Genomic DNA, 18,870 nt, shown 5'->3' on the forward strand with positions numbered 1-18,870 from the left:
ATGACGCTCGTGCTCAGAACGACCGACCACCACGTAGAGTCGACCCCCGTCCTGCCCGCCGTTTCCGCCGAAAGTGATCCTCTGCTGCAGCTCCAGTACGAGACGCAGCTGCCCAGCGGCCCCGGCGCGACGCGCTGCCTCAGTCACCCGCCGGAGCTGTCCCTGCGCGGGATCCCCATGATGTGCTCGGCCTGCCGCGCCCGGCGCGACTGGCTGCTTATCAACCGCGGCCGTAACGTCTGGGTCCGCTGCCGCTGCAGCAATCAGTGGCTCGAGCCCGAGATCAGTCGGGCCGACTTCGACGCCATGATCGCGATCCCGGACGGGACGACCTACCCCAGCGTCGAGCAGGGCCTGGCCGCACTCGGCTTCGACGGCGCGTTTGTAGGCACCTATCTGGAGTAGAGCAGCGCGGTTGCGCTCCATGCACGAGCAGTGAACACTGCTTGCGTCGCATACTGTCGGCCCCCGGACGCATCCGGCGAGGCCGACAAGGCGCGGTGAAAGGATAGCAGTGCAGCGGAGCGGCCGTAGGTCAGGCGGTGATACGCGGGGATTCCGCCTCCAGGGTCCCGTCGTCGCGCACGTTCCACCTGGTGATGGCCCTACCCGTAGGGCAGCAGACGGCGTCGCTCTCCCGGTACCAGCTTTCGTGGGCGGTAATCCGGTCGGAGGCCAGTTCGATTCCGTCGAACGCGCTGGCCTGTCCGCCCAGGTACTGCTGCGGAGTGATGGTGCCAACGAGGCGGAGCTCGCCGGCCTCACTGGTGAAGGCCAGGTAGGCCCAGGCGAGTCGGCCGCTCGCGGTCTCGCCCCCGGTGTCACATCCCACCAGCAGCGCCGCCTCGACGCGGGCGTCACCGAGGACGTCCCCGTAGACGACGTCCTCAGGGCGGTTCTCGGCATGGACCTTGCCCCACGTGCCGGACCGCGCCCACGCCTCGCCAGCCGTGAAGCTGATGAGACCCTGTACATCGCAGAAGTCGCCAGGTACCGCGACCCGCTCCCACTCCAGATCGCGCAGGTCCTCGGGTGCGCTGCCCAGCCCGGCGGGCTCGGTGGGCGTGGGCGAGGTAGGCGGGGCGGGCGAGGGCTCGGGAGCCTCGCTGCGTGAGGGCAGGGAGGCCTTGGGGACTCGGGGATCGGGGGTGGGAGACGAGCACCCCGCGCCGAGTGCGAGAACGAGTGCTGCTGTACACAAGGCGGCCGAAGAGCGCTGCATGGGGTCCTCCCGGCAGTACTGCCAGTCGTCTGGAATTGGGGTTAGGCGCATGGGGGGTCGTAGGAGCGGTCAGGGAGGTACTGCTTCCACTGAGATTCGGTGATGGGGGCGGACTCGGCGCACAGTTGCCGGAGGAGAGCGTCGATGTCCGTGTGCCATATCAACGTGGTGTCGTCCGTCGAGACTGCGATCAGCCCTCCGTCAGGGCTGAACGCGAGTCCGGTCGGGGTAAAGGAACCGATGGCTGCGAGCAGGGCCGTCTCCCGGGGGACGGCAGGCTCGCTCACGTCCCACAGCCTGACGGCCCCGTACTGGTCCGCGCTGGCCAGCAGGTCCCGCGTAGGGTGCACCGCGAGATGAGTCACCTCGCCCGAGTGCCGCTCTGTCTCGCCGAGTCTCCTCGGCCGGTGCGGGTCCATGATGTTCCAGACCGTCACCGTTCCCTGTGAATCCCCAACGAAGAGTGTGCGACCGTCGGAGGTCGTGGCGAGGGAAGCGACTGTTGCCGACTCCATCGGGATCACATCAGTGTTTACAAACCGGTCCGGGCGACTAACGTCCCACAGTTGGACGGCCTCGCCGTCCTTGCGGACGGCGGCCAAGAGGCCACGCTTCCCAGCGAAGGCGATGGGCGCGGTCCCCGTGAACATCGTCGAGATAGCCCCAGAACCGGACAGTGTGCCCAGGATCCGGGGGTGCGCCGGGTCGCTCACCTCCCACAGGCGAACCGGCCCGAGCGGCTCGACGGCGGCGAGCACCGAGCCGTTGGGCCCGTACACCACGGTCGTTGAGTCCTCCACCTCTTGGGAGCCGCCTCTTTCGCGTGGTCGTGCGAGGTCGCTCACCTCCCAGAAGCGGAGCGGGACACCGGTCGCGAGGGTGTGGCCGTCGGGGCTGAAGGAGACACGCTGGCCACCGCGGTTGTAGGTGGGAAGCGTGGCCAGGCGCCGCGGTTCCGGAACCTCGCGCACCTGCCAGATGGTGCTGGGCCGACCGGCGACGACGAACCGGCCCTTCGGATCGAAGGGCTGGGGGGACAGGTCGCCGGAAGGGAGGGACACGTAGGCCGACGAGGTCTGCGGGCCATGGACGTTCCACAGACGTACGGCGCCGTCCGGTGCCGCGGACGCGAGGGTGCGGCCGTCCGGTGCGAACGCGAGGGAGCCGACGTACGCCGTGTGGCCGGACAGACGTGTGCCCTGCCTGGGGCGGACGGGGTCGGAGATGTCCCAGAGCTGGATGGTGCCGTCCATCGCCCCGGTGGCCAGTGTTTTCCCGTCGTGCGCGAAGGCCATCGACCAGATGTCCTCGTTGTGGCCGTTGAGTACCGAGCGAAGTTCTGGGCGCCGGGGATCGGCGACGTCCCACAGGCGTGCGGTGTAGTCACTACCGATGGTGGCAAGGAGGTGGCCGCCGGGGCTGAAGGCTAGCAGGGAGACAGGTGTCGCGAAGGAGCTGAGGGGCGTTATTCTTCCGGACCGGGACAGCCGCATGAGCCGTACCCGGTCACTTCCCGCACCTGTCGCAATCAGTTCTGCGTCCGGACTCACGTCGGCCCCCCACCCGAGACCCACCCCCATATCGAACGAGGTCTTGGCCGCCTTGGGGTGGCTCGGGTCACGGATGTCGAAGAGGACGACCTGCGATCCGGTGCCCACCACAAGCAGGGGTGCCGGTTCTGCGAACGCCAGGTTCTGTACCCTGTCGTCGGGCTTGACGGTCCCTAGGAGCCTCGGCTCGGTCATGCTCGTCAGGTCCCACAGGCGTACCCGCCCGTCGAAGTCTCCCTCGGCGAGAAGCCTGCCGTCCGCGTGGAACGCGACTGCCCTCACACTATGCCCGGGCAGCGTGGAGACGTCTTCCCCCGTCCCCCTGTCGTAGAGCGTCACCCCGCCGTCGAAGCCCACGGCCATCATCTGGCCGCTCGGACTGAAGGCGACAGCACGGGAAAAGCCGTCGCCGCTCAGGACGCGGGGGATGGCCCCGCTGCTCAGCAGCGCCCCGACCGCCTGCTCGGTGTGTGACAGACGATAGGACTCGACGAGGAGTTGCCGGGCCAGATCGGGCCGGGTGTTCTGGATGGAGGCGGCCTCGGCGACCAGCTGTCGTGACTCAGCGTCCAGTTGGCGTTTGGTTGCGACGTTGCGCTGCTGATTGGCCACCAGGCCGAGGGCCGTGGCCGTCGCCAGCAGCGCGCAGAGCACGGCGACCGTGGCCGCGACCAGCCGGTTCCTGCGGCGCTTGAGTCGGAGGTGGTGTCCGATCAGCTCGGCCTTCGACCGGCCCTGGACCGGGGCAACGAACTCCGCGACGTCTGCCACCAGCCGGGGGTCGTTGACTGGCACCGAGCCGTGCTCGTCGATCTGGGCGCGAAGCCACCGGAGGTCCACCCACCGAGGGCATCCAGGCGTGGCGGCCAGAGCCGTCTGCATCTGTTCACGCGGCAGGGCGTCCGTCCGGGACCAGTCGAAGTCCTCCGCCTCCCGGCTCCACTCCAGCGTGCCGTCGGTCCATGCGAGGAGCATCCGCTCGCCGCGCTTGTTCGCCACCCACCAGTCGACCTCGGCACGGACCCAGGGGGATTCCGCGGCCAGCGGAGAGGCCATCACGATGAGCCAGCTCGAACGGGCCAGGGCCTTCTCAATCTCCTCCTGCAGATTGCGGCTGGCGCTGAGATGTGTCGTGTCACGGAACACCCGCAACTGCACCGGCCGGTACCACGGGCGCCCGAAGTTCTCCATGCCCCGCTGGAAGACGGTCGCGACCTCGCGGTCCAGATTCTGGCTGTACGAGATGAAGACGTCGTAGTGGCCCTCTGTCTCCTCACGTCCTGCCCTCATGAGGTAATGCGGGGATCGCCCGTGATCAGCCCGTTGCCCTCACAGGTCCAGACGGTGGTGGCGTCACCGGTGGGGCAGCAGTGCGGGTCGATAGGGCGGTAGCACTTCTCGTGCACGATGATTCGGCCCGGCGCGAGCTCCGCCCCCGCGAGTGCCGTGGGGGACGTCCCCCCCTTCTGCCGCGGGGTGATCGAACCGATGACGACGAGGTTCTTCCCCGCGTGCCCGTACCCCACGTAACCGGCAGCGATCTGGGTGTTCTGGGTACGGCCGTTGTCGTCGCAGCCGACGTAGACGACGGCCTCGTCGCGGGTGTCGCCGTAGAGGACTTCCGTCCCGCTACGGATACGCACCGGTCCCCGTACTGGGGATGTGGCCCTGGCTTCGCCCTTGGTATCGAACCGCATGAGCCCCGGCACGCCACAGAACGCGCCCGAGGCTGGGGCGTTCGCCCAGTCCACATCGTGCAGATCCGCCGGCGCCGGTCCGACGACCTCGGGGCCGTCCGACGACGTGGTGGCAGTGGCGTCCGAGGGCAAGGCAGGGCGACCCAATTGTCTGCTCATCCGCTTCCCCGCCGCGTCCGTCCCAAGTGGCCATCGCCACATGTTTCACGTCCTGTTCCCTTATCCGGGTGAGGGAAACCTGGCGGCCACGGCGATCGGGCGGAGCCGGAGCGGGCGTCTTGTTGGCCAACTCGCCCCGCACCAGGCATCGTTGCCGTACGGCCTGACAGGAAGGGGACATAGATGCTCGCGCCCGTCGTCGAGATCTACGTCGTGTGGCATCCGGGAGACCGGTCGGGCCCGAAGATCGCGGAACGGGTGAGCGCGCACTTCCGCGGCGGAGTCGGCACCGGCCTGATCAGCAACCCCATGGAGACGTACATCCGGTCGGCGGGGTTCTGCGGGCCGGGTGACACCCCCCGGCCGATACCGTTCCCGGGAGGGCCGGGCTCCCGAAGACCCGAGCAGGGACACTTCACCGCGGTCGTCCCGGTGCTCGACGACGAGTGGATCGTCGCCGCGGAGGACACGTCGGGCCCGTGGTGCGCATACGCCCGGGCCATTGCGGACGCGTGGGCAGACTGCCCAGGTCAGGTGGGCGTGTTCCCTGTGTCCACGGTCAAGCCGGGGGGCAGACCCACGACGCTCGAAAGCCTCTTCCCTCAGCAGCGGATCGGCGTGCCACGCACGCCGGAGGGAGCTGCGCCCGAACCGTGGTTGCAGGCGCTCTGCCGCGAGCTCGCGCAGGGCATCGCACGGCTCGTCGCTGCGGATCAGGACGGCCGGCTCCAGGTGTTCGTCAGCCACACCCGACAGACACGAACCCCCGACGACCCAGTCGGCCCCGGCGCCCTCGCCGACCTCGTCATGTCCGTAATCGGACGCACACGTGTGCAGGGCTTCCTGGACGCCGTCTCCCTCCAGCCGGGTGAGGACTTCGCCCAGCGGCTCTACGAGAACGCAGGGCGCGGCGCCTTCCTGGCCGTCGTCACCGACCTGTACTCCACGCGGCACTGGTGTCTGGAGGAGCTGTGGACCGCGAAACGGGAGGGGGTTCCCATCGTCATGCTCGACGCCCTCACCCACGGCGAGGAGAGAGCCTCGTCGCTCGCCGGGAACGCGCGCCGGGTGCGCGTGCGCATGCTCGAAGATGGGTGGTCGGAGGCGGACGTCTTCCGTGGAGTGAACCTCCTGGTGGACGACTACCTGTCGTACGCTCTGTGGCGGCACCAGAGCACGTCCTTGCGCCGGTACGTAGATGAATCGACGACCCGGATGAGTTTTCACGCGCCGGAAGCGGAAACGCTCACGGCGGAACTGAAGAGACACGCGCAGACCGCCACATCCCGGTCTACGACCCACCGATTCAGCGTCCTGCACGCCGGCGCCCCTGTCCGTCCGACCGAGGCCGCGCAGCTGAAGGATGTCGCGTCATTGAGAGGGCTGGTCTTCGAGTCTATGACCCCTCAGCAGTTCGTCGCCCTGGATCGGGACCGTATGCGCGAGAACGGAGGGACGTACATGTCCGACGTACTGCCGACCGATGCCCTGAAGGGAATGCGGATCGGTATCTCGGTCGCGACTAGTGCAGACCTGGACAGGCTGGGCCTGGCCGAAACCCAGTTCCGCACGGTCCTCGGTGAACTCGCGCAGCTCGTCGTGACGGCGGGCGGCAAGCTGGCCTACGGAGGAAACCTGCGGCAAGACGGCTACACCCTCTTCTTGATCGAGCAAATGCGGACGTACGCGCCCTCGTCCCGCCCGTTGCTCAACTGCCTCGCCTGGACCGAGCACCGCAGGCTGCCACTGTCGGAAATCGATCGCCATCGAGAACAGTTCGGACGCTATGGCGAGATCGTCTGCCTGAGTATAGACGGCGAACCGGTCGACCCCGCCGCCGACCGGGGCGAGGCCCCTGTGCCCGAGACCGACCCCGAGATCAGGCACCGCGCGCTCACCGGCATGCGTGGCTACCTCATGCGCCATGTGGACGGGCATCTGCTCCTCGGTGGCAAGCGAGGAGGGTTCCTCGGGACCATGCCGGGGCTCGTGGAAGAAGCCCTGCTGGCCTTGGAAGCCGGGCTGCCCGTCTATCTCGCGGCTGGCTACGGCGGAGTCACTTCCGAGATCGCCAAGACGCTCGGCCTCACCGGTGCACCGGAGGTACCCCATCCCTCGGACGCCACCCCGCCCGATCCCCGCTTCCTCGAGGGCCTGGAGCGGCTTCGGGCACTCACTAACGCTCCCGCGTGGACGGGCCTGTACAACGGCCTGACCGACGAGGAGAACCAGCAGCTGGCGGGTTCCCACTACCCCCAGGAGATCGCCGCCCTGGCAAGCCGCGGGCTGGGGCGCCTGCGCCAGAGCACCTGACCCGGTAGGTTCCCCACCAGTACGGACGGGTGTCCGTCCAACGAGCCATCCGGGGAAAGGACACAAGAGGTGACGGTGCGTCGGGGGTGGACCATCGCTGCTGCGATACGCACGGTGGGGCGGGCGGTGCTGGCCGCGGCAGTCGGGGCAGTCATCGGCGTCGCCGCGTACTCCATCAGCCAGACGGGAGGCCAGTGGCTCTCCGTCGTGGTCGGCGGTGTGGTTGGCGTCGCCCTGGTACTCGGCACCGATGTCTACCGCAGGTCGGTCCAGTTGACCGAGGTGCGGCTCGTCCTCCCGGGCAGCGAGATGACGTTCAAGGCGAACACGGACATGCGGCAGGCGGCGCTGCGCATGTTCTTTCAGGCCGCGACACGTGTGGCAACCCGTCCATTGGACGATGGAAGCGGCAATCTGCGCGAAGCTCTCACGTCCCTCAAGCTGCTGTTCGACATGTACCGCGAGCCGCTGGAGTCCGGCAGCGCTACGCCTCCCCCCGCGAACGGCGACTCCGTCCACGAACTAGTCTTGGACATCCTCAACTTCGAACTCGCGCCCTTCCTGGCCACCTGGCATCCCCGGCTACGTGCCTTCGAGGAGGCCCACCCCGACGAAGACGAGTCGGCCTGGCCCGGCAATGCGGAATTCCGGCAGGCATTGCGCGAACTCCAGTGCAATCTGCGGCCGTACATCATCGGCCTGGGTGAGATCGCGGGCGTCCGCGACCCCGAACGTCATCTGCGTAGATCCGCCTGGCACGAGGCCCGCAACTCGGAAGGCGTCCCCGGCCAGGACACAGCACAACGCTCCGCCACCGCCTGACCGCGTCCCAATCACCCGTCCCTCGTTCTCATCCGTAGTTACCTGTGCTCGAAGCATCCGAGGGGATCTCCATGTGGCGGACAATAAGGTCGGGAAGAACCGGATTTCGGGCGTCGGAGGGGGATTGCGTGAGATGGCGTGTGGGGCTCAGGAGGTCCGAACGGCCCGAGGACCACGACGACCACGAGCATTACGACGCCTTTATCTCATACGCCAACAAGGCGGACCGCCGCCTCGCGCCGTCGCTACGCGGCAGGCTACGAAGTGTCGGCGCTGGGGTGATCAGGGTCGGCCGACGCCGTAAGCGGCCGCAGCTCCGCGTCTACCTCGACCAGCGGTCCCTGCCGGCTACCGGAGAGCTTCCCAATGAAGTGAAGCGGGCTCTGGACAGGTCTCGGTATTTGATCCTGCTTGCCTCTCCTCAGGCAGCCACCCAGCCATGGCCGAACCAGGAGATTGAGTGGTGGCGTGAGCACGACGCCAGCCGTCACATCCTGATCGCCCAGACCGGTGGGCGGTTGACATGGGATGTGGAAGCTGGGGACTTCCGCGTCGGTTCCAATGCCGTACCGCCCGCTCTGAAGGGGTTCTACAAGAAGGAACCGAAATGGGTCGACCTGCGACGCTTTAAGCGCTGGTGGCGCCTCCACCCCGCGCTCGCTCTCCGCTGGTGGTCCGGCCGCGTCGCCGTCTGCCAGCTGGCGGCGCCTCTGTATGACGAGAGGCCCGAGGTCCTACTCAGGGAAGAGCGATGGCGACGCCGTGGAAAGCTCACCGTCGCCTTTGGCCTGGTTCTGGCACTGACGTGGAGCCTGCTGGCCTGGGGGGAGGCGCGGAGTGACGCGAATGCACAGGAACGCCTGAAACTTGCCGAGGCATTGTCGAAGCGCTCGACCGAAGAGGCCGTAGAGGACCCCGTGCTGGCGGCCCGGCTCGCTGTCGCCGCCTACGCCATGGAGCCGACTCCAGAGTCCACGACCGCCATGATCCAGCGCATGGACCAGATGCGGCACGTCCAGTTGATCCGGGACCACCAAGTGGACGGGACGGTGTCCTTCATCGCCACAGCGGTCGGCCCGGACAACCTCTTCGCATTCAGCGGGCGTGGCGGCTCGACCATCGAGGTCTGGGACGCGGCCCCGTCGCGTCGAGCGTACCTGCTAACCGCACCGGTTTCCGAGGACGCCCCACCGGGGGCCGGCGGGGAAGGCTGGGGCGACATCGACCAGCTGGTCTTCAGCCCCGACGGGCGATGGCTGTTCGCCTCGCAGATAGGCCACGGAATGCGGAGCTGGAACCTCGCCGAGGGCGGCCGGGAAGGACCGCACACCGACAGGATCGGGTCCACCTTCGCCATCGCATCGGACACGTCCCTGATTGCGGCGCCTGGCGGCATCGATACAGGAGACGAAGGCCCCGTGTTGGCGGAGCCCGTCGGCGGCAACGGCCTGGAATTGTGGGATCCCGAGCGAGGGTCGGTCACCACGACGCCGCCTCTCGACCCTCGGCTGAGGATCGACGACGTCGCATTCTCCGCCGATGGCCGACGGGTGCTTGCCCTGGCGACGAACATCGACAGTGACCGCGCGACCCTCCGCGCGTGGGATCTTCGACGTCGGCAGTGGTTGCCGAAGGGCGAGGCGATCGCTCTCCCTGGCACGCCGACCGCGTTCTCCCCGGACGGGAGCCGTATCGCGGCCGTACGAGACTCCCGTGTGGAATTCGTCGACACCAGGAACGGGTCGAGTCACGGCAGAGCGTCTCTGCCTGCCGAATGCGACGTCTACGACCTGAAGGCCGCAGCCGACGGCCGTACTGCGGTTGTCGGCTGCGCCGACGGCCGGGTGTTCGCCCTGGATCTGAGGTCCGGTTCGCGCACTGAGCTGTTCCGACACGCGGAGAGCATCCGTGCGCTGGCCGTCGGCAGCGACGGCAGGCGGGTGCTGTCCACAGACGAACAGCAGCTTGCTCTGACGACTCCCGGCCACGACAACAGGTTTCGCCGACTCTCCTGGGGCGCATCTGCCTCCCAGGCGGAGTGGGACGACGCGGGCCGACTCGGCGTCCTTGAACAGGACCGCATCGCCGTCTACGACCCGAAGGGTCTGAAACCTGTCGACCGTTCTTCACCTGCCGATGGACAGGGCACTGACTGGCTGGACCTGGCCTTCTCTCCGGACGGGCACCGCCTGACGACCATCGGGGTGTCAGGAGATGCATACCGCCTCGTCCACTGGCGCCGCGAGCCCCTGACTCCGGTGTGGCAGACGACGGCCGAGGGGCTCGGGGCCCGGGAGCTGTACAGCGTCGCCGCGTTGTCTTCCGGCACGCTGGCGGTAGTCACGGACAAGGGAGTGCGGCTGGTCAGCCGGGACGGCCGACCGGGATCGTTCCTCAAGGGCGAAGGGACGCTCGCGGCAGATCCTTACGGCCGTCGCCTGGCAACCCTGACCGTCAGCGGCTACGAGGCCCCCAGGACCCCCGAGGCCTTGGTCGAGGTCCGGCAGCCTGGCAAGAAGGGGCAACTCTCCGCACCGGTCCGGCTGCGCCTTCCCGGCGCCTTCGTCGAAGGCATTGCGATGAGTCCTGACGGTTCGACACTGATTCTCTACGTGGTCCACTGGAAGTTCACGGCCGATGGCACAGAGAGGGACGGTGAGAAGTCCAGGGGAATGGAGTTGTGGGATCCCCGGACTGGGCGGCAAAAGTCGGTCATTCGAGGCAACTGGCCAGCCAGCTCCCAGGGCTGGGTGGCGGATGGCGCGGCTACCCGGTTGGTGTCGTTCGCCGCCGAGAGCGTCACCTTCCATTACGTCGACCGCGGCGGGCCCGCACCCACGTGGACATCTCCCTGGGAGAACGGGACCCCTCTGGCGGTTGCCGGCAGCCGATCCGGAGATCAAGCGGCCGTCGTCACATCCGAGGGAACGACCCTATGGGATCTGAATCCCGAGCACTGGCGCACCGCCCTGTGCCGGATCGTGGGCGGTGGCTTGACGGCGCGCGAGTGGCAGGAGTTCACCCCGCGGCGTAGCCAACTACCGCAGTCTTGTTAATAAATGCGCTATTGAGTCGGCGTCGCAGGTCACGGTCGCCTTCCGTGCCGGGTGTAGGCACGGAATCCCGAGAGCCGGTACGGCGGATGGAGGCAGGGGCATCCGCTCGGCGCCCACGAGCACCAATCGAACAGTCCGGGGTCTTCTATCCCGCCCGGGCCCGTCATAACTGGAGGATTAGGTCACCTGCGTGTCTTGGCGCGGGCCGGTGAACATCAGGGTGGTGATCGCCTAGCCCCAGCCTCGGGCGGATAGACGGGGCGGGCCAGCAGATCGGTGTCGGGCGCGAGGTCGCCCGTAGGAGAGGTCGTTATCACGGGGCGGCTCCTGGAGGAGGTAGGGAACGGGCCCGCGCGGCCGGGAGCGGACTGCCCGGCTGCACGCGGGCACGAGGGTGGCGGTGACACGGATCTGGCGCTGAATGCCATGCGGATCACCGGCCCCGAGCGGGGGCGGACCAGGTAGTGACGGCGGCCTGTCAGCGATCACACAATTCGGCTCTGGCGCTGATCTTGTGACGCTGCGTCGGCCTGACGGCCTTGGCGGTGCTGGCCGAAGTGGTCGGGTACCTCTAGCTGGACGACGGGCTGATCGCCCTGCAGGCCATGCATCAGCCGCTCGCCCAAGGTCAGCGTGCCCGGGCGAGGTCCAGCAGGTGGTGCATGACCGCCACCGGCAGTGCCGGATTGCCTGCGGCAGCCGCAGCATGTGCCGGCAGGGTGAGCCGCCGGAGCAGTTCGTTGGTAGGCAGTCTGGGGTCGCGGATCGCCCAGTGGCCCACCTCGGGGTCGTCGGCTAGCCGCAGCACCAGCTCTGGCCCGGCCTCCGGGTCGTCCAACGAGGCGTGCCGCAGCCGTGGGTTGGGGTCGTCGGCGAACCGGGCCAACCCGGGCCGGGAGAAGTTGCGGTGGTAGCGGTACCCCGACCAGTACCGGTCCTGCACGGTGGCGTACAGCTCCACCAGCAGGTCGTGCGGCGCGTCCTCGCACGACTCGGCCAATCTGCGCCGTACCCACTCGTCCTCGTCCGCGGCAAGTAGGGCCGCCACGTCCGGCGCCAGGTGCGGCTGAGCCGCGAGCACCCGCCGCAGCCCCACGTGCGCCGACCTCGCGATCCGGCGGGCCGCCTCCGGGTCCGTCGCATGCCGTGCGATCCAGGGTGGCGGAGACCAGAAGTCCTGCCACACCGTGCAAGGGATGGCCGTGCGCTGTTTCTCCGTCAGCTCCTCCCGCATCGACACCGCGAGCCGGACGTCGTTCTCGGGATCCTCCGCCAGTCGCAGGGCCAGGACGGTCGGTACCGCGGGATCAGCGGCGGCCTTCATCCGCACCGCCGGATCCGGGTGCGCCACCCGCTGCTCCGCCGTCAGCACGGACGGCGGCTCCCGCACCGCGACGGGCGGCTTCTCACTCCAGCTGACGATCCGCCGGATCTTCGGGTCCGGGTCCTGCGCAAGGATCTCCAGCACCTCGGCAGGGATACGGCGCTTGTACTCGAAAAGCATCACTGCGTATACGAACCGGACCCGGGGCTCCGGATCCCGCGCGAGCCGGGCCAGAACGTCGCCGTCGGCCGTCGCGTTCTCCGTCACGTCCAGCCGGTGCTGGACCTGCGGCGAAGCCACCAGCAGCTCCGTCGCTGCGGCATCCAAGGTCCTGTACCGGAGCCAGATGCCCGGTATCGGCAGCTCGTCGAACTCCAACAGCCGGGCCAGCGCCTCCACCGGCAGCGCCTGATTGCTCGCCAGCCCCTGGAGCCAGCCGTCCACCACATCGCCATCCGCAGCTGCCCGCGCCAGCGCCCCACCCAGTCCGTCCATCCCGCCATTCTCGCTGTCGAGCCGTGGGCTCGCCGCTGGCCAGCGCGACCAGGCCCGTCCAGCACTGGCGCACGCCCGGCTTGGAGGAGCCGGAAAGGGAAGCTGGGGCCCGGTCGCGGCTGCCGTCGCGATTTCTTGATCGGCACTTGCGGGGCTGTGTGTTCGTGTCGCTGCTTCGTGAAGGTTCAGAGAGCGTTGACAGTTCGGGCCGGTGGTCCGGCCGGACACCGGTCCTGGTGCAAGTAGATGTGGTCGGCCGGTCCGGTTGGTGCCCGCAGGCAATGGGGTGCGGGACCAGCGGCGATCGTTGCATGGGGGACTGCCAGCGCTGGTCCGGTTGGTCTCCGCGCGGGCCCTTGTCGGTGATCACGTAATTCGTCTCAGCGCTGATCTTGTGGCTGGTCATCAGGTTCTATGCAGGATCCGCTTGCGTAGAAGGTCGAAGTTGGCGCGGCCGTATCCGGTCCGCTTGATGAGCTTGACTCTCGTGTTCTGTCCCTCGACCTGGCCGGAGCTCCAGGGAGTGGACAGTCCGGCAATGACGGCGTCCTGGTCCCGGCGGAGCCCGTTGATCAGGGAGTGCAGCGCGGGCAGGGGGTCTTGCTCGAGGCGCTCCATCCAGTCGGGCAGCTGGTCGCCGCGCAGGTCGCGCATCATCTCGGCGAAGTCGCGGACGTGGTCGGTGACGGCGTCGAGTTCGGGGCAGCCGGCGCGGATCTCCTTGAGAGTGAGGGCGTCCTCGTCGGTGAGGTTGCCCGGGTTGGTCATGATCCACCGGACGACGCGGCGGGGCCGTGGCGCGGGCCTGGGCGCCGGTGCGGGAGCTGAGGGCGTGAAGGTTCGCAGGTAGCGGCGGACGGCCTGGATGCTGCCGGTGAAACCGAGGGCGGTGATGTCGCGGTGCAGTTGGGCGGTGTCGTGGCAGCCCTCGTTCCACCGCTGGTGGAGGTAGGGCCGGTACTCGTCCAGGATCGTCGACCGGTTGACCGCCTTGACCAGGAGCTCGTCGATGCTGGTCGCGCGGGCGAAGCGGCGGACGGTAGAACGGTCCAGCTGGAGCCGGTGGCAGATCGACTCCAGCGAGGCACCCTGGCCCAGCAGGTCCTGGACCAGGGTGAACCGTTCCCGGGTCCGGACCACCAGGCGGCGCTCGCGCCCGCAGACGTCCAGGGTCCCCACCGGTGCCGCCACTGGGCCTTCGTCATCAGTGGGCGCGTCGGTGGGTACGGGGGTCGGCATCTTCTCGAAAACGGCCCGCACGCAGGCGAAATGGGCACCGACCGTTTTCTCCACCGCCTCGCCGACGTTCTTCCACAGGTGCCACGCGTCGGCTACCTGCACCGCTTGCGGGGCGCCGGCGCGGGCACCTTCGGCGTAGGAGCCGGCCCGGTCCCGGCAGATCACCTCCACCTCGGGGTGGTCACGGAGCCAGGCGGCCAGCGGTGCTGCCTCGCGTCCCGGCAGCACGTCGACGGGGCGTCGCCGCTCCAGGTCGACCAGGACGGTCGCGTACGAGTCGCCCTTGCGTAGTGCGAAATCGTCGACGCCCAGCACCCGGACCTGCCCGACGGGCTCCTCGGGGAAGGCTCTGAGCAGGCGTAACAGGGTGTCCTTCGCCACCGGGACCCCCAGCGCGACCGCGAGCCGGCCGCCGGCCCGCCCGGCCAACGCCAGCGCGATCGAGGTCAGCGTCCCGCGCATCAGCGGAGTGTAGCGGGCATGCGGGCTGGTCAACCCTGTCACCTGCTCGGCGAACGTCACGGCCGCGCAGGCGGCATTGAGGCACCGAAACCGGCGTATCAGCAGCTCGATGACCACCCGGGTGCCGCTGATCGCCGCATCGGACAGCCGTCGCAGGTATCGCCCGTGCACACGTCCCGACGGGCTCCGGCAGTGCGGACACGGCGCATCGACCGCACGGACACGGGCATGCATCGTGATCCCGCCGGCCGATCGCTCGACCAACTCCACCAGGACACCGGACAGATGAGGCAGAAGCGCCTCGAAACTCGGCGTAGAACACGCGGGACAGGATGCCAGGCACCACCGTCAGCGTCCGCTCGATCACAAGATCAGCGCCAGAGCCGAATAACGTGATCGTCCACACGGCCGACACCCGCGGTTGTGGCTGCGGAGCGTGGCTGAACGGGGCGCTCGGCGCGGCAGTGCTCCGACGCAAGGCCACTGCGGTACGGATGCCGTCCGACCCCAGCGGGATGCTGTTGTGGGTGCGGGTGGCCGCCGCGACCGGGGCAGCTGCGGGACGCGGTGCGGCGATGGGGTTGCTCCGGTGCTCGACGGCTGCGTAGACGGGGCCCAGCGCCGCCCGCCCTGTGTCGGTCAGGACGTACGGAGCGCCGTGGCGCGGTCCGGTGCGAGTGACCAGGCCGTCGAAGCTGAAGCCGGTTCAGCTGCTGTCGGGTGAAGCCGTTGTCCAGCCCGCCCTGTTCGGCGATGTGGACGAACCGCATGGGCTCGCCCGCGTCGAGGACCTGGATCCGAGGTTGCGGCTTGTACAGGGGTGGACATGGCGTAACTCCGTTATGACGAGGGTGGAATCGGGCTTCGGGGCGCGCGGATCAGTGAGGGTTGCGCTCGGCGGGCAGACGCTGGAGCGCCGTGCCGAGGCGGCGGTTGCTGACGTGGATGCTGCGGACGCGCAGGCCCTGACGCAGGGCTTCGCGGCTGTGACGGGGCAGATGAGCGGCGACCTGGCGGGCGACGGCCATGAGGTCCTCCTCATCGCGCGGATCCGGTTCGCCGGACCGCAGGCCGGCGGGCGGCAGGCTGGTCCAGCAGGTCCTAGACCGCCTCGGCTTCCGACTGCTCCTGGCGTTCGAGGTCCACGACTTCCGCCGCCTACCGCAGCACGAGGTGGTCGACGGCGTGCTCGCCGGAGCGGCAGCGCCGGCCAGGCCGCGTCAAGGTTGCGGCGGGCAGCACGGGCACGGGCGTTCGTCTCGGCAAGGTTGCCGAGCCGCCTCAGCACGATCGGCAGAACGGGATCGCCCGAACCGCCGTGCGCGCCGTCGCGCTGGAGGTCCTCCAGCGGGCGGCCGTACCGGTGCTCGACCAGGCGGCGGGTGTCGATCACGGTGGACATGAGGGTCTTCCTTCCGGGGACTTCAGCGAGAGCGAGAGGACTTGGCGGTCGTGCCGGAGGGGGAAGCCGGCGTGGGATCGGTTACCGCACTGCCCGGAGCCGAGGCGAGATGGCTGCGGCTGAGGGCAGCGGAGACACGCGGCGTTGTCATCCGGGAGACCTGGAGCGCCTCCTCGCCTCGTGGCGTGAGCGACAGGAGCTGCCCCGGGCGATACAGCGACGTGCTGGTGTCCTTCTCCAACAGTCCGTCCGCGAACAGCCGCTCGGTGGTCTGGCCAGCACCTTCGGCCGGTTGCCGTCCCCGTCGGAGAGCCAGGTGTGGCCGTAGACCGCGCTCTGGTGGAAGCGCAGGCCGCCCGCCTCAACCGCCTCAAGGGCCGCGAGCTGGCGACCATTCGCGATGGCCCAGTCGTCGTCCCACCCTGGCGCCTGCTCTGGGGGTCAGTCCCCAGGCCGTGAAGCGGTGCCTTCGAGGCCGGCTCGGCGTCGGAGTCGGGCAGAAGGCGGTGATATGTGTACACGGCCCGGGTCAGTCGCTCGTAAGCCGCATTCTGGCGGGCAGAGAGCAACTCGATCTGCGGACCCGTGGTGCGCGCCGGGCCGCTTCGCCATGTCATGGGGGTTCAATCGGCTGCCTTCATCCGGACAAGCAGGGAGCGCACCAACGTGGGCAGGCTGGTCGGGACCCTCGCCGATCCAGACGTGATCGGTTGCCTCGCCGAGGACGTACGCGGCGTCTTCGAGCAGGCCGCTGGAGATCTCCAAGCAGGCATCGGTGATTCGGGAGGCGGCGAGCAGGGACCGCGAGGGCACTTCGACGTAGTCGCCGGTGCTGAGGCTGGCAGTCTCAGCGGCTGCGCGGATGGCGGCCAGCTCCAGCGTGCTGAACGCGAAGTCGAACTCGTCGTTGTGGTCCGTTGGCGAGGGCGCGGCGAAGGCCGGGTCCTGCGGCTCGGCGGGGATGCCGACGCGCGTGCAGATCTGGCCCACGGAGGCGGTCAGCTCCTGCGAGAGACTCGGTGAGCCAGCCGAGCGCGGAGGCGTAGGACGCCAGGGTGAACAGACCGGCGGGGGTGGAGGGAAGCGGCTCCTCGACGACGAACTCTGCAAGCCGGTTGTTCAGTTCGCAGACCACCCGGGGGCCGGCGGACAGCGCGCCGAGGACGGGATGCGGGTAGGAGCGGCTGGCGGAGGTGGGGTACTTGGTCGTCAGGACCTCCGAGACGCTCCGCGCGGCGTCGGTGAGCAGCCCGGCCAGTTCGGTGCAGGCCAGGGGCGTACGGACGGCGGTCATCGCATGGAGGCCTTTCGGGAGGCGGCGGGCGCGGTGGGGCTGGCTGCCGCCGGTGCGGTGGCCGGGACGGACGGGGTCTGGTCCAACGTGCGGGGGGGATCGGGACCGGGCCGCCTGTACGCGGGCCTCGGCCGTCGCGTCGGTGTCGGCGGGCCGGTTGGTGCGGAGCTGGGCCTTGCGGTAGACCGCGTAGTCCTCCCGGGCACCGGCCGCGACGAGGTAGATCTCGCGTTTGTGGGCCGCGGCGGGCAGGGCCGGGCGGAACTGGATGACCATCCGGTAGGAGACGGCCGGGTCGACGTAGACCTTGTGGTAGCCCGCGAGGCGGCCAGTCAGCGGCAGGCAGTCGCCGCTGCCGTGGACGAGGTTCTGCAGTTCCAGCAGCGCCAGGTCGCGGATTTTGTCAGGGAGTTGACGCAGGTCCGCGATGGCGTCCGGGTGGGCGGCGAAGGCGAAGCGGGCGCGGCTCACATCGGCCTTCGAGGGTTCGGGCGCTGAACCGTTCCTGCCGACGGCGTGTTGCCCGTGTCGAGGCCGGCTTTCGGGGCCGCGGAGGCACCCGATGACCGGATGAGCGCGGCGCGGGTCAGCCGGGCTGCGGCCTCACCGCGGTAGTCCGGGGGCTGCGGCAGCGGACTGCCGCGCTCTTCGAGCCAGTGGCGGGCGGCGGCCTCGTCGGCGAAGGCGCCCTCGCGCATCGTGTACGTGTGGGCGTCGTCGTCCCCCTGTTCGAGGAAGACACGAATCGGTGCCTGAGCGGCGCTGGAGTCACGGGTCAACGTCCAGGCCTCGTACGGGGCGAAGTCCGAGGTCCAGCTGTCGAGGACCTTGTAGCGAGATCCTGACTCCCGGATCTGCTGCTCGATCCAGAGGGTGAGATCGTCGGCGGACTTCATGGGGTCTCCGCTGGCCTGGGCGATTCGCTCGGGCGGGCAGCCACGCTCGATCAACCAGTTCTGGGCGAAAGCCAGACCCGCGTGGTTCGCGGTCTCGAAGGTGAACGTGCGCACGCGCAGGTCCCGCGTGATCTTGATGGCAACGAGCTGTGGTTCACCGGGGACACCCCAGGTCATCGACCCGTCGTGGGCGACGAAGTAGCTGTGCGACCCCTCCGGGGTGGTGTGGTGCTGGGCCAGTACGGTCAGGTCTCCGGCCCAGAAACTGCTCTCGGCGAGATCGGAGGCGGCATCGGCAGGACCAAATTCGTCGAGGCGGAAGTCAGGTTCGGCGGTCACCGGGTGGCTCCCGTCGGCTCAGGCGCCGGGGTGGCCAGCACACGATGGTTGGGCCGGGTCGGGCTCGTCGTGCAGGCGGCGAAGGGGCCGTCAGGGCCGCGGAGATGAACCAGGGCCGGGTCGAGGTGGTCGCGGTGCCACGTCGAGGGACCGGAGAGGCCGGCCTCGGCGTCGGTGAGCTGCTGCCACGCGAGCCAGAGCGCGTGCAGACGGGCAACGGCCTCGGGGTGCTCGTGCCACTGGTCGCACCACGGTCGGGTGGTGCTGATCTCCCGTCCGTAGACGGGCAGGAACAGGTAGTTCACCCAGTCGCGGAGCGCGGCCAACTCGACGGCGTACGCCTCGCCGCCCAGAGCGAGGATGAACACCGAGGCCGGGACGTCGGCCTTGTCGGCGCCGGCAGCGCCTGCCGTGGAGGTGTCCGCGGGGGGCTGAGGGGTAGAGACGGGCTCGGAGCCGAGACGATCCAGGATGACGCCGTGCTGGCGCACCTCCGCGATGGTCTTGGCGAGGGTGCTGGCGAGATCGTCGAGGTCGCCGTCGGGAACGCGGAGCGGCTCGGGCTCGGGGGTGGCCTTGCTGGGGTCGGGCATGACGGAT

General features: G+C 69.0%; 13 protein-coding genes. 4 read left to right on the forward strand and 9 right to left on the reverse strand.

Annotated elements, in window-relative coordinates:
- Positions 1-405, forward strand: a complete 405-nt coding sequence (locus RV983_RS34105) for a hypothetical protein (protein WP_475989569.1) — start codon at positions 1-3, stop codon at positions 403-405.
- Between the two features lie 130 nt (positions 406-535).
- Here the strand turns inward: RV983_RS34105 and RV983_RS34110 are convergent, their stop codons facing one another.
- Genes RV983_RS34110 through RV983_RS34120 form a run of 3 tightly spaced genes read right to left on the reverse strand, consistent with a single transcriptional unit; the run spans position 536 to position 4,415 of the window.
- Positions 536-1,222 carry a hypothetical protein gene (locus RV983_RS34110; RefSeq protein ID WP_475989570.1) on the reverse strand — a complete coding sequence of 229 codons (687 nt, stop codon included), beginning with the start codon at positions 1,220-1,222 and terminating at the stop codon, positions 536-538.
- A gap of 41 nt (positions 1,223-1,263) precedes the next feature.
- The gene (locus RV983_RS34115; RefSeq protein ID WP_475989571.1) at positions 1,264-4,062 is read right to left on the reverse strand and encodes a TIR domain-containing protein; all 2,799 of its coding nucleotides are present in this window, start codon (positions 4,060-4,062) and stop codon (positions 1,264-1,266) included.
- Entirely contained in the window at positions 4,059-4,415 is a 357-nt protein-coding gene (locus RV983_RS34120; protein WP_475989572.1) for a hypothetical protein, read from the reverse strand. The genes RV983_RS34115 and RV983_RS34120 overlap by 4 nt, the downstream gene beginning before the upstream one ends.
- Positions 4,416-4,811: 396 nt before the next feature.
- Between RV983_RS34120 and RV983_RS34125 the strand changes: the two genes are divergently transcribed.
- From RV983_RS34125 to RV983_RS34135, 3 genes are all read left to right on the forward strand, one after another.
- A complete protein-coding gene (locus RV983_RS34125; protein WP_475989573.1) occupies positions 4,812-6,941 on the forward strand; it encodes a hypothetical protein in 2,130 nt (709 codons plus the stop codon).
- A gap of 69 nt (positions 6,942-7,010) precedes the next feature.
- Complete coding sequence (locus RV983_RS34130) at positions 7,011-7,763, forward strand: hypothetical protein (protein ID WP_475989574.1); 753 nt, start codon at positions 7,011-7,013, stop codon at positions 7,761-7,763.
- A gap of 401 nt (positions 7,764-8,164) precedes the next feature.
- Positions 8,165-10,819, forward strand: a complete 2,655-nt coding sequence (locus tag RV983_RS34135; RefSeq protein ID WP_475989575.1) for a WD40 repeat domain-containing protein — start codon at positions 8,165-8,167, stop codon at positions 10,817-10,819.
- 628 nt (positions 10,820-11,447) lie between these two features.
- Here the strand turns inward: RV983_RS34135 and RV983_RS34140 are convergent.
- The 6 genes from RV983_RS34140 to RV983_RS34165 all read right to left on the reverse strand — a co-directional run bounded on the left by RV983_RS34140 (position 11,448) and on the right by RV983_RS34165 (position 18,863).
- Positions 11,448-12,638, reverse strand: coding sequence for a hypothetical protein (locus tag RV983_RS34140; protein WP_475989576.1), 1,191 nt, complete (start codon positions 12,636-12,638; stop codon positions 11,448-11,450).
- A 405-nt stretch (positions 12,639-13,043) separates the two neighbouring features.
- Positions 13,044-14,609, reverse strand: coding sequence for an ISL3 family transposase (locus RV983_RS34145; protein ID WP_475989577.1), 1,566 nt, complete (start codon positions 14,607-14,609; stop codon positions 13,044-13,046).
- Between the two features lie 608 nt (positions 14,610-15,217).
- Positions 15,218-15,367 (reverse strand): hypothetical protein, encoded by a 150-nt coding sequence (locus tag RV983_RS34150; protein ID WP_475989578.1) that lies wholly within the window; start codon positions 15,365-15,367, stop codon positions 15,218-15,220.
- A 1,221-nt stretch (positions 15,368-16,588) separates the two neighbouring features.
- Positions 16,589-17,506 (reverse strand): hypothetical protein, encoded by a 918-nt coding sequence (locus RV983_RS34155; RefSeq protein WP_475989579.1) that lies wholly within the window; start codon positions 17,504-17,506, stop codon positions 16,589-16,591.
- Positions 17,503-18,270: a glycosyl hydrolase gene (locus tag RV983_RS34160; RefSeq protein ID WP_475989580.1), complete on the reverse strand. Its 768-nt coding sequence runs from the start codon at positions 18,268-18,270 to the stop codon at positions 17,503-17,505. Before RV983_RS34160 ends, RV983_RS34155 begins: the two co-directional genes overlap by 4 nt.
- Entirely contained in the window at positions 18,267-18,863 is a 597-nt protein-coding gene (locus RV983_RS34165; RefSeq protein ID WP_475989581.1) for a DUF4913 domain-containing protein, read from the reverse strand. The genes RV983_RS34160 and RV983_RS34165 overlap by 4 nt, the downstream gene beginning before the upstream one ends.
- Positions 18,864-18,870: the final 7 nt, after the last annotated feature.

It is taken from the genome of Streptomyces sp. RLA123 (genome assembly GCF_056270165.1).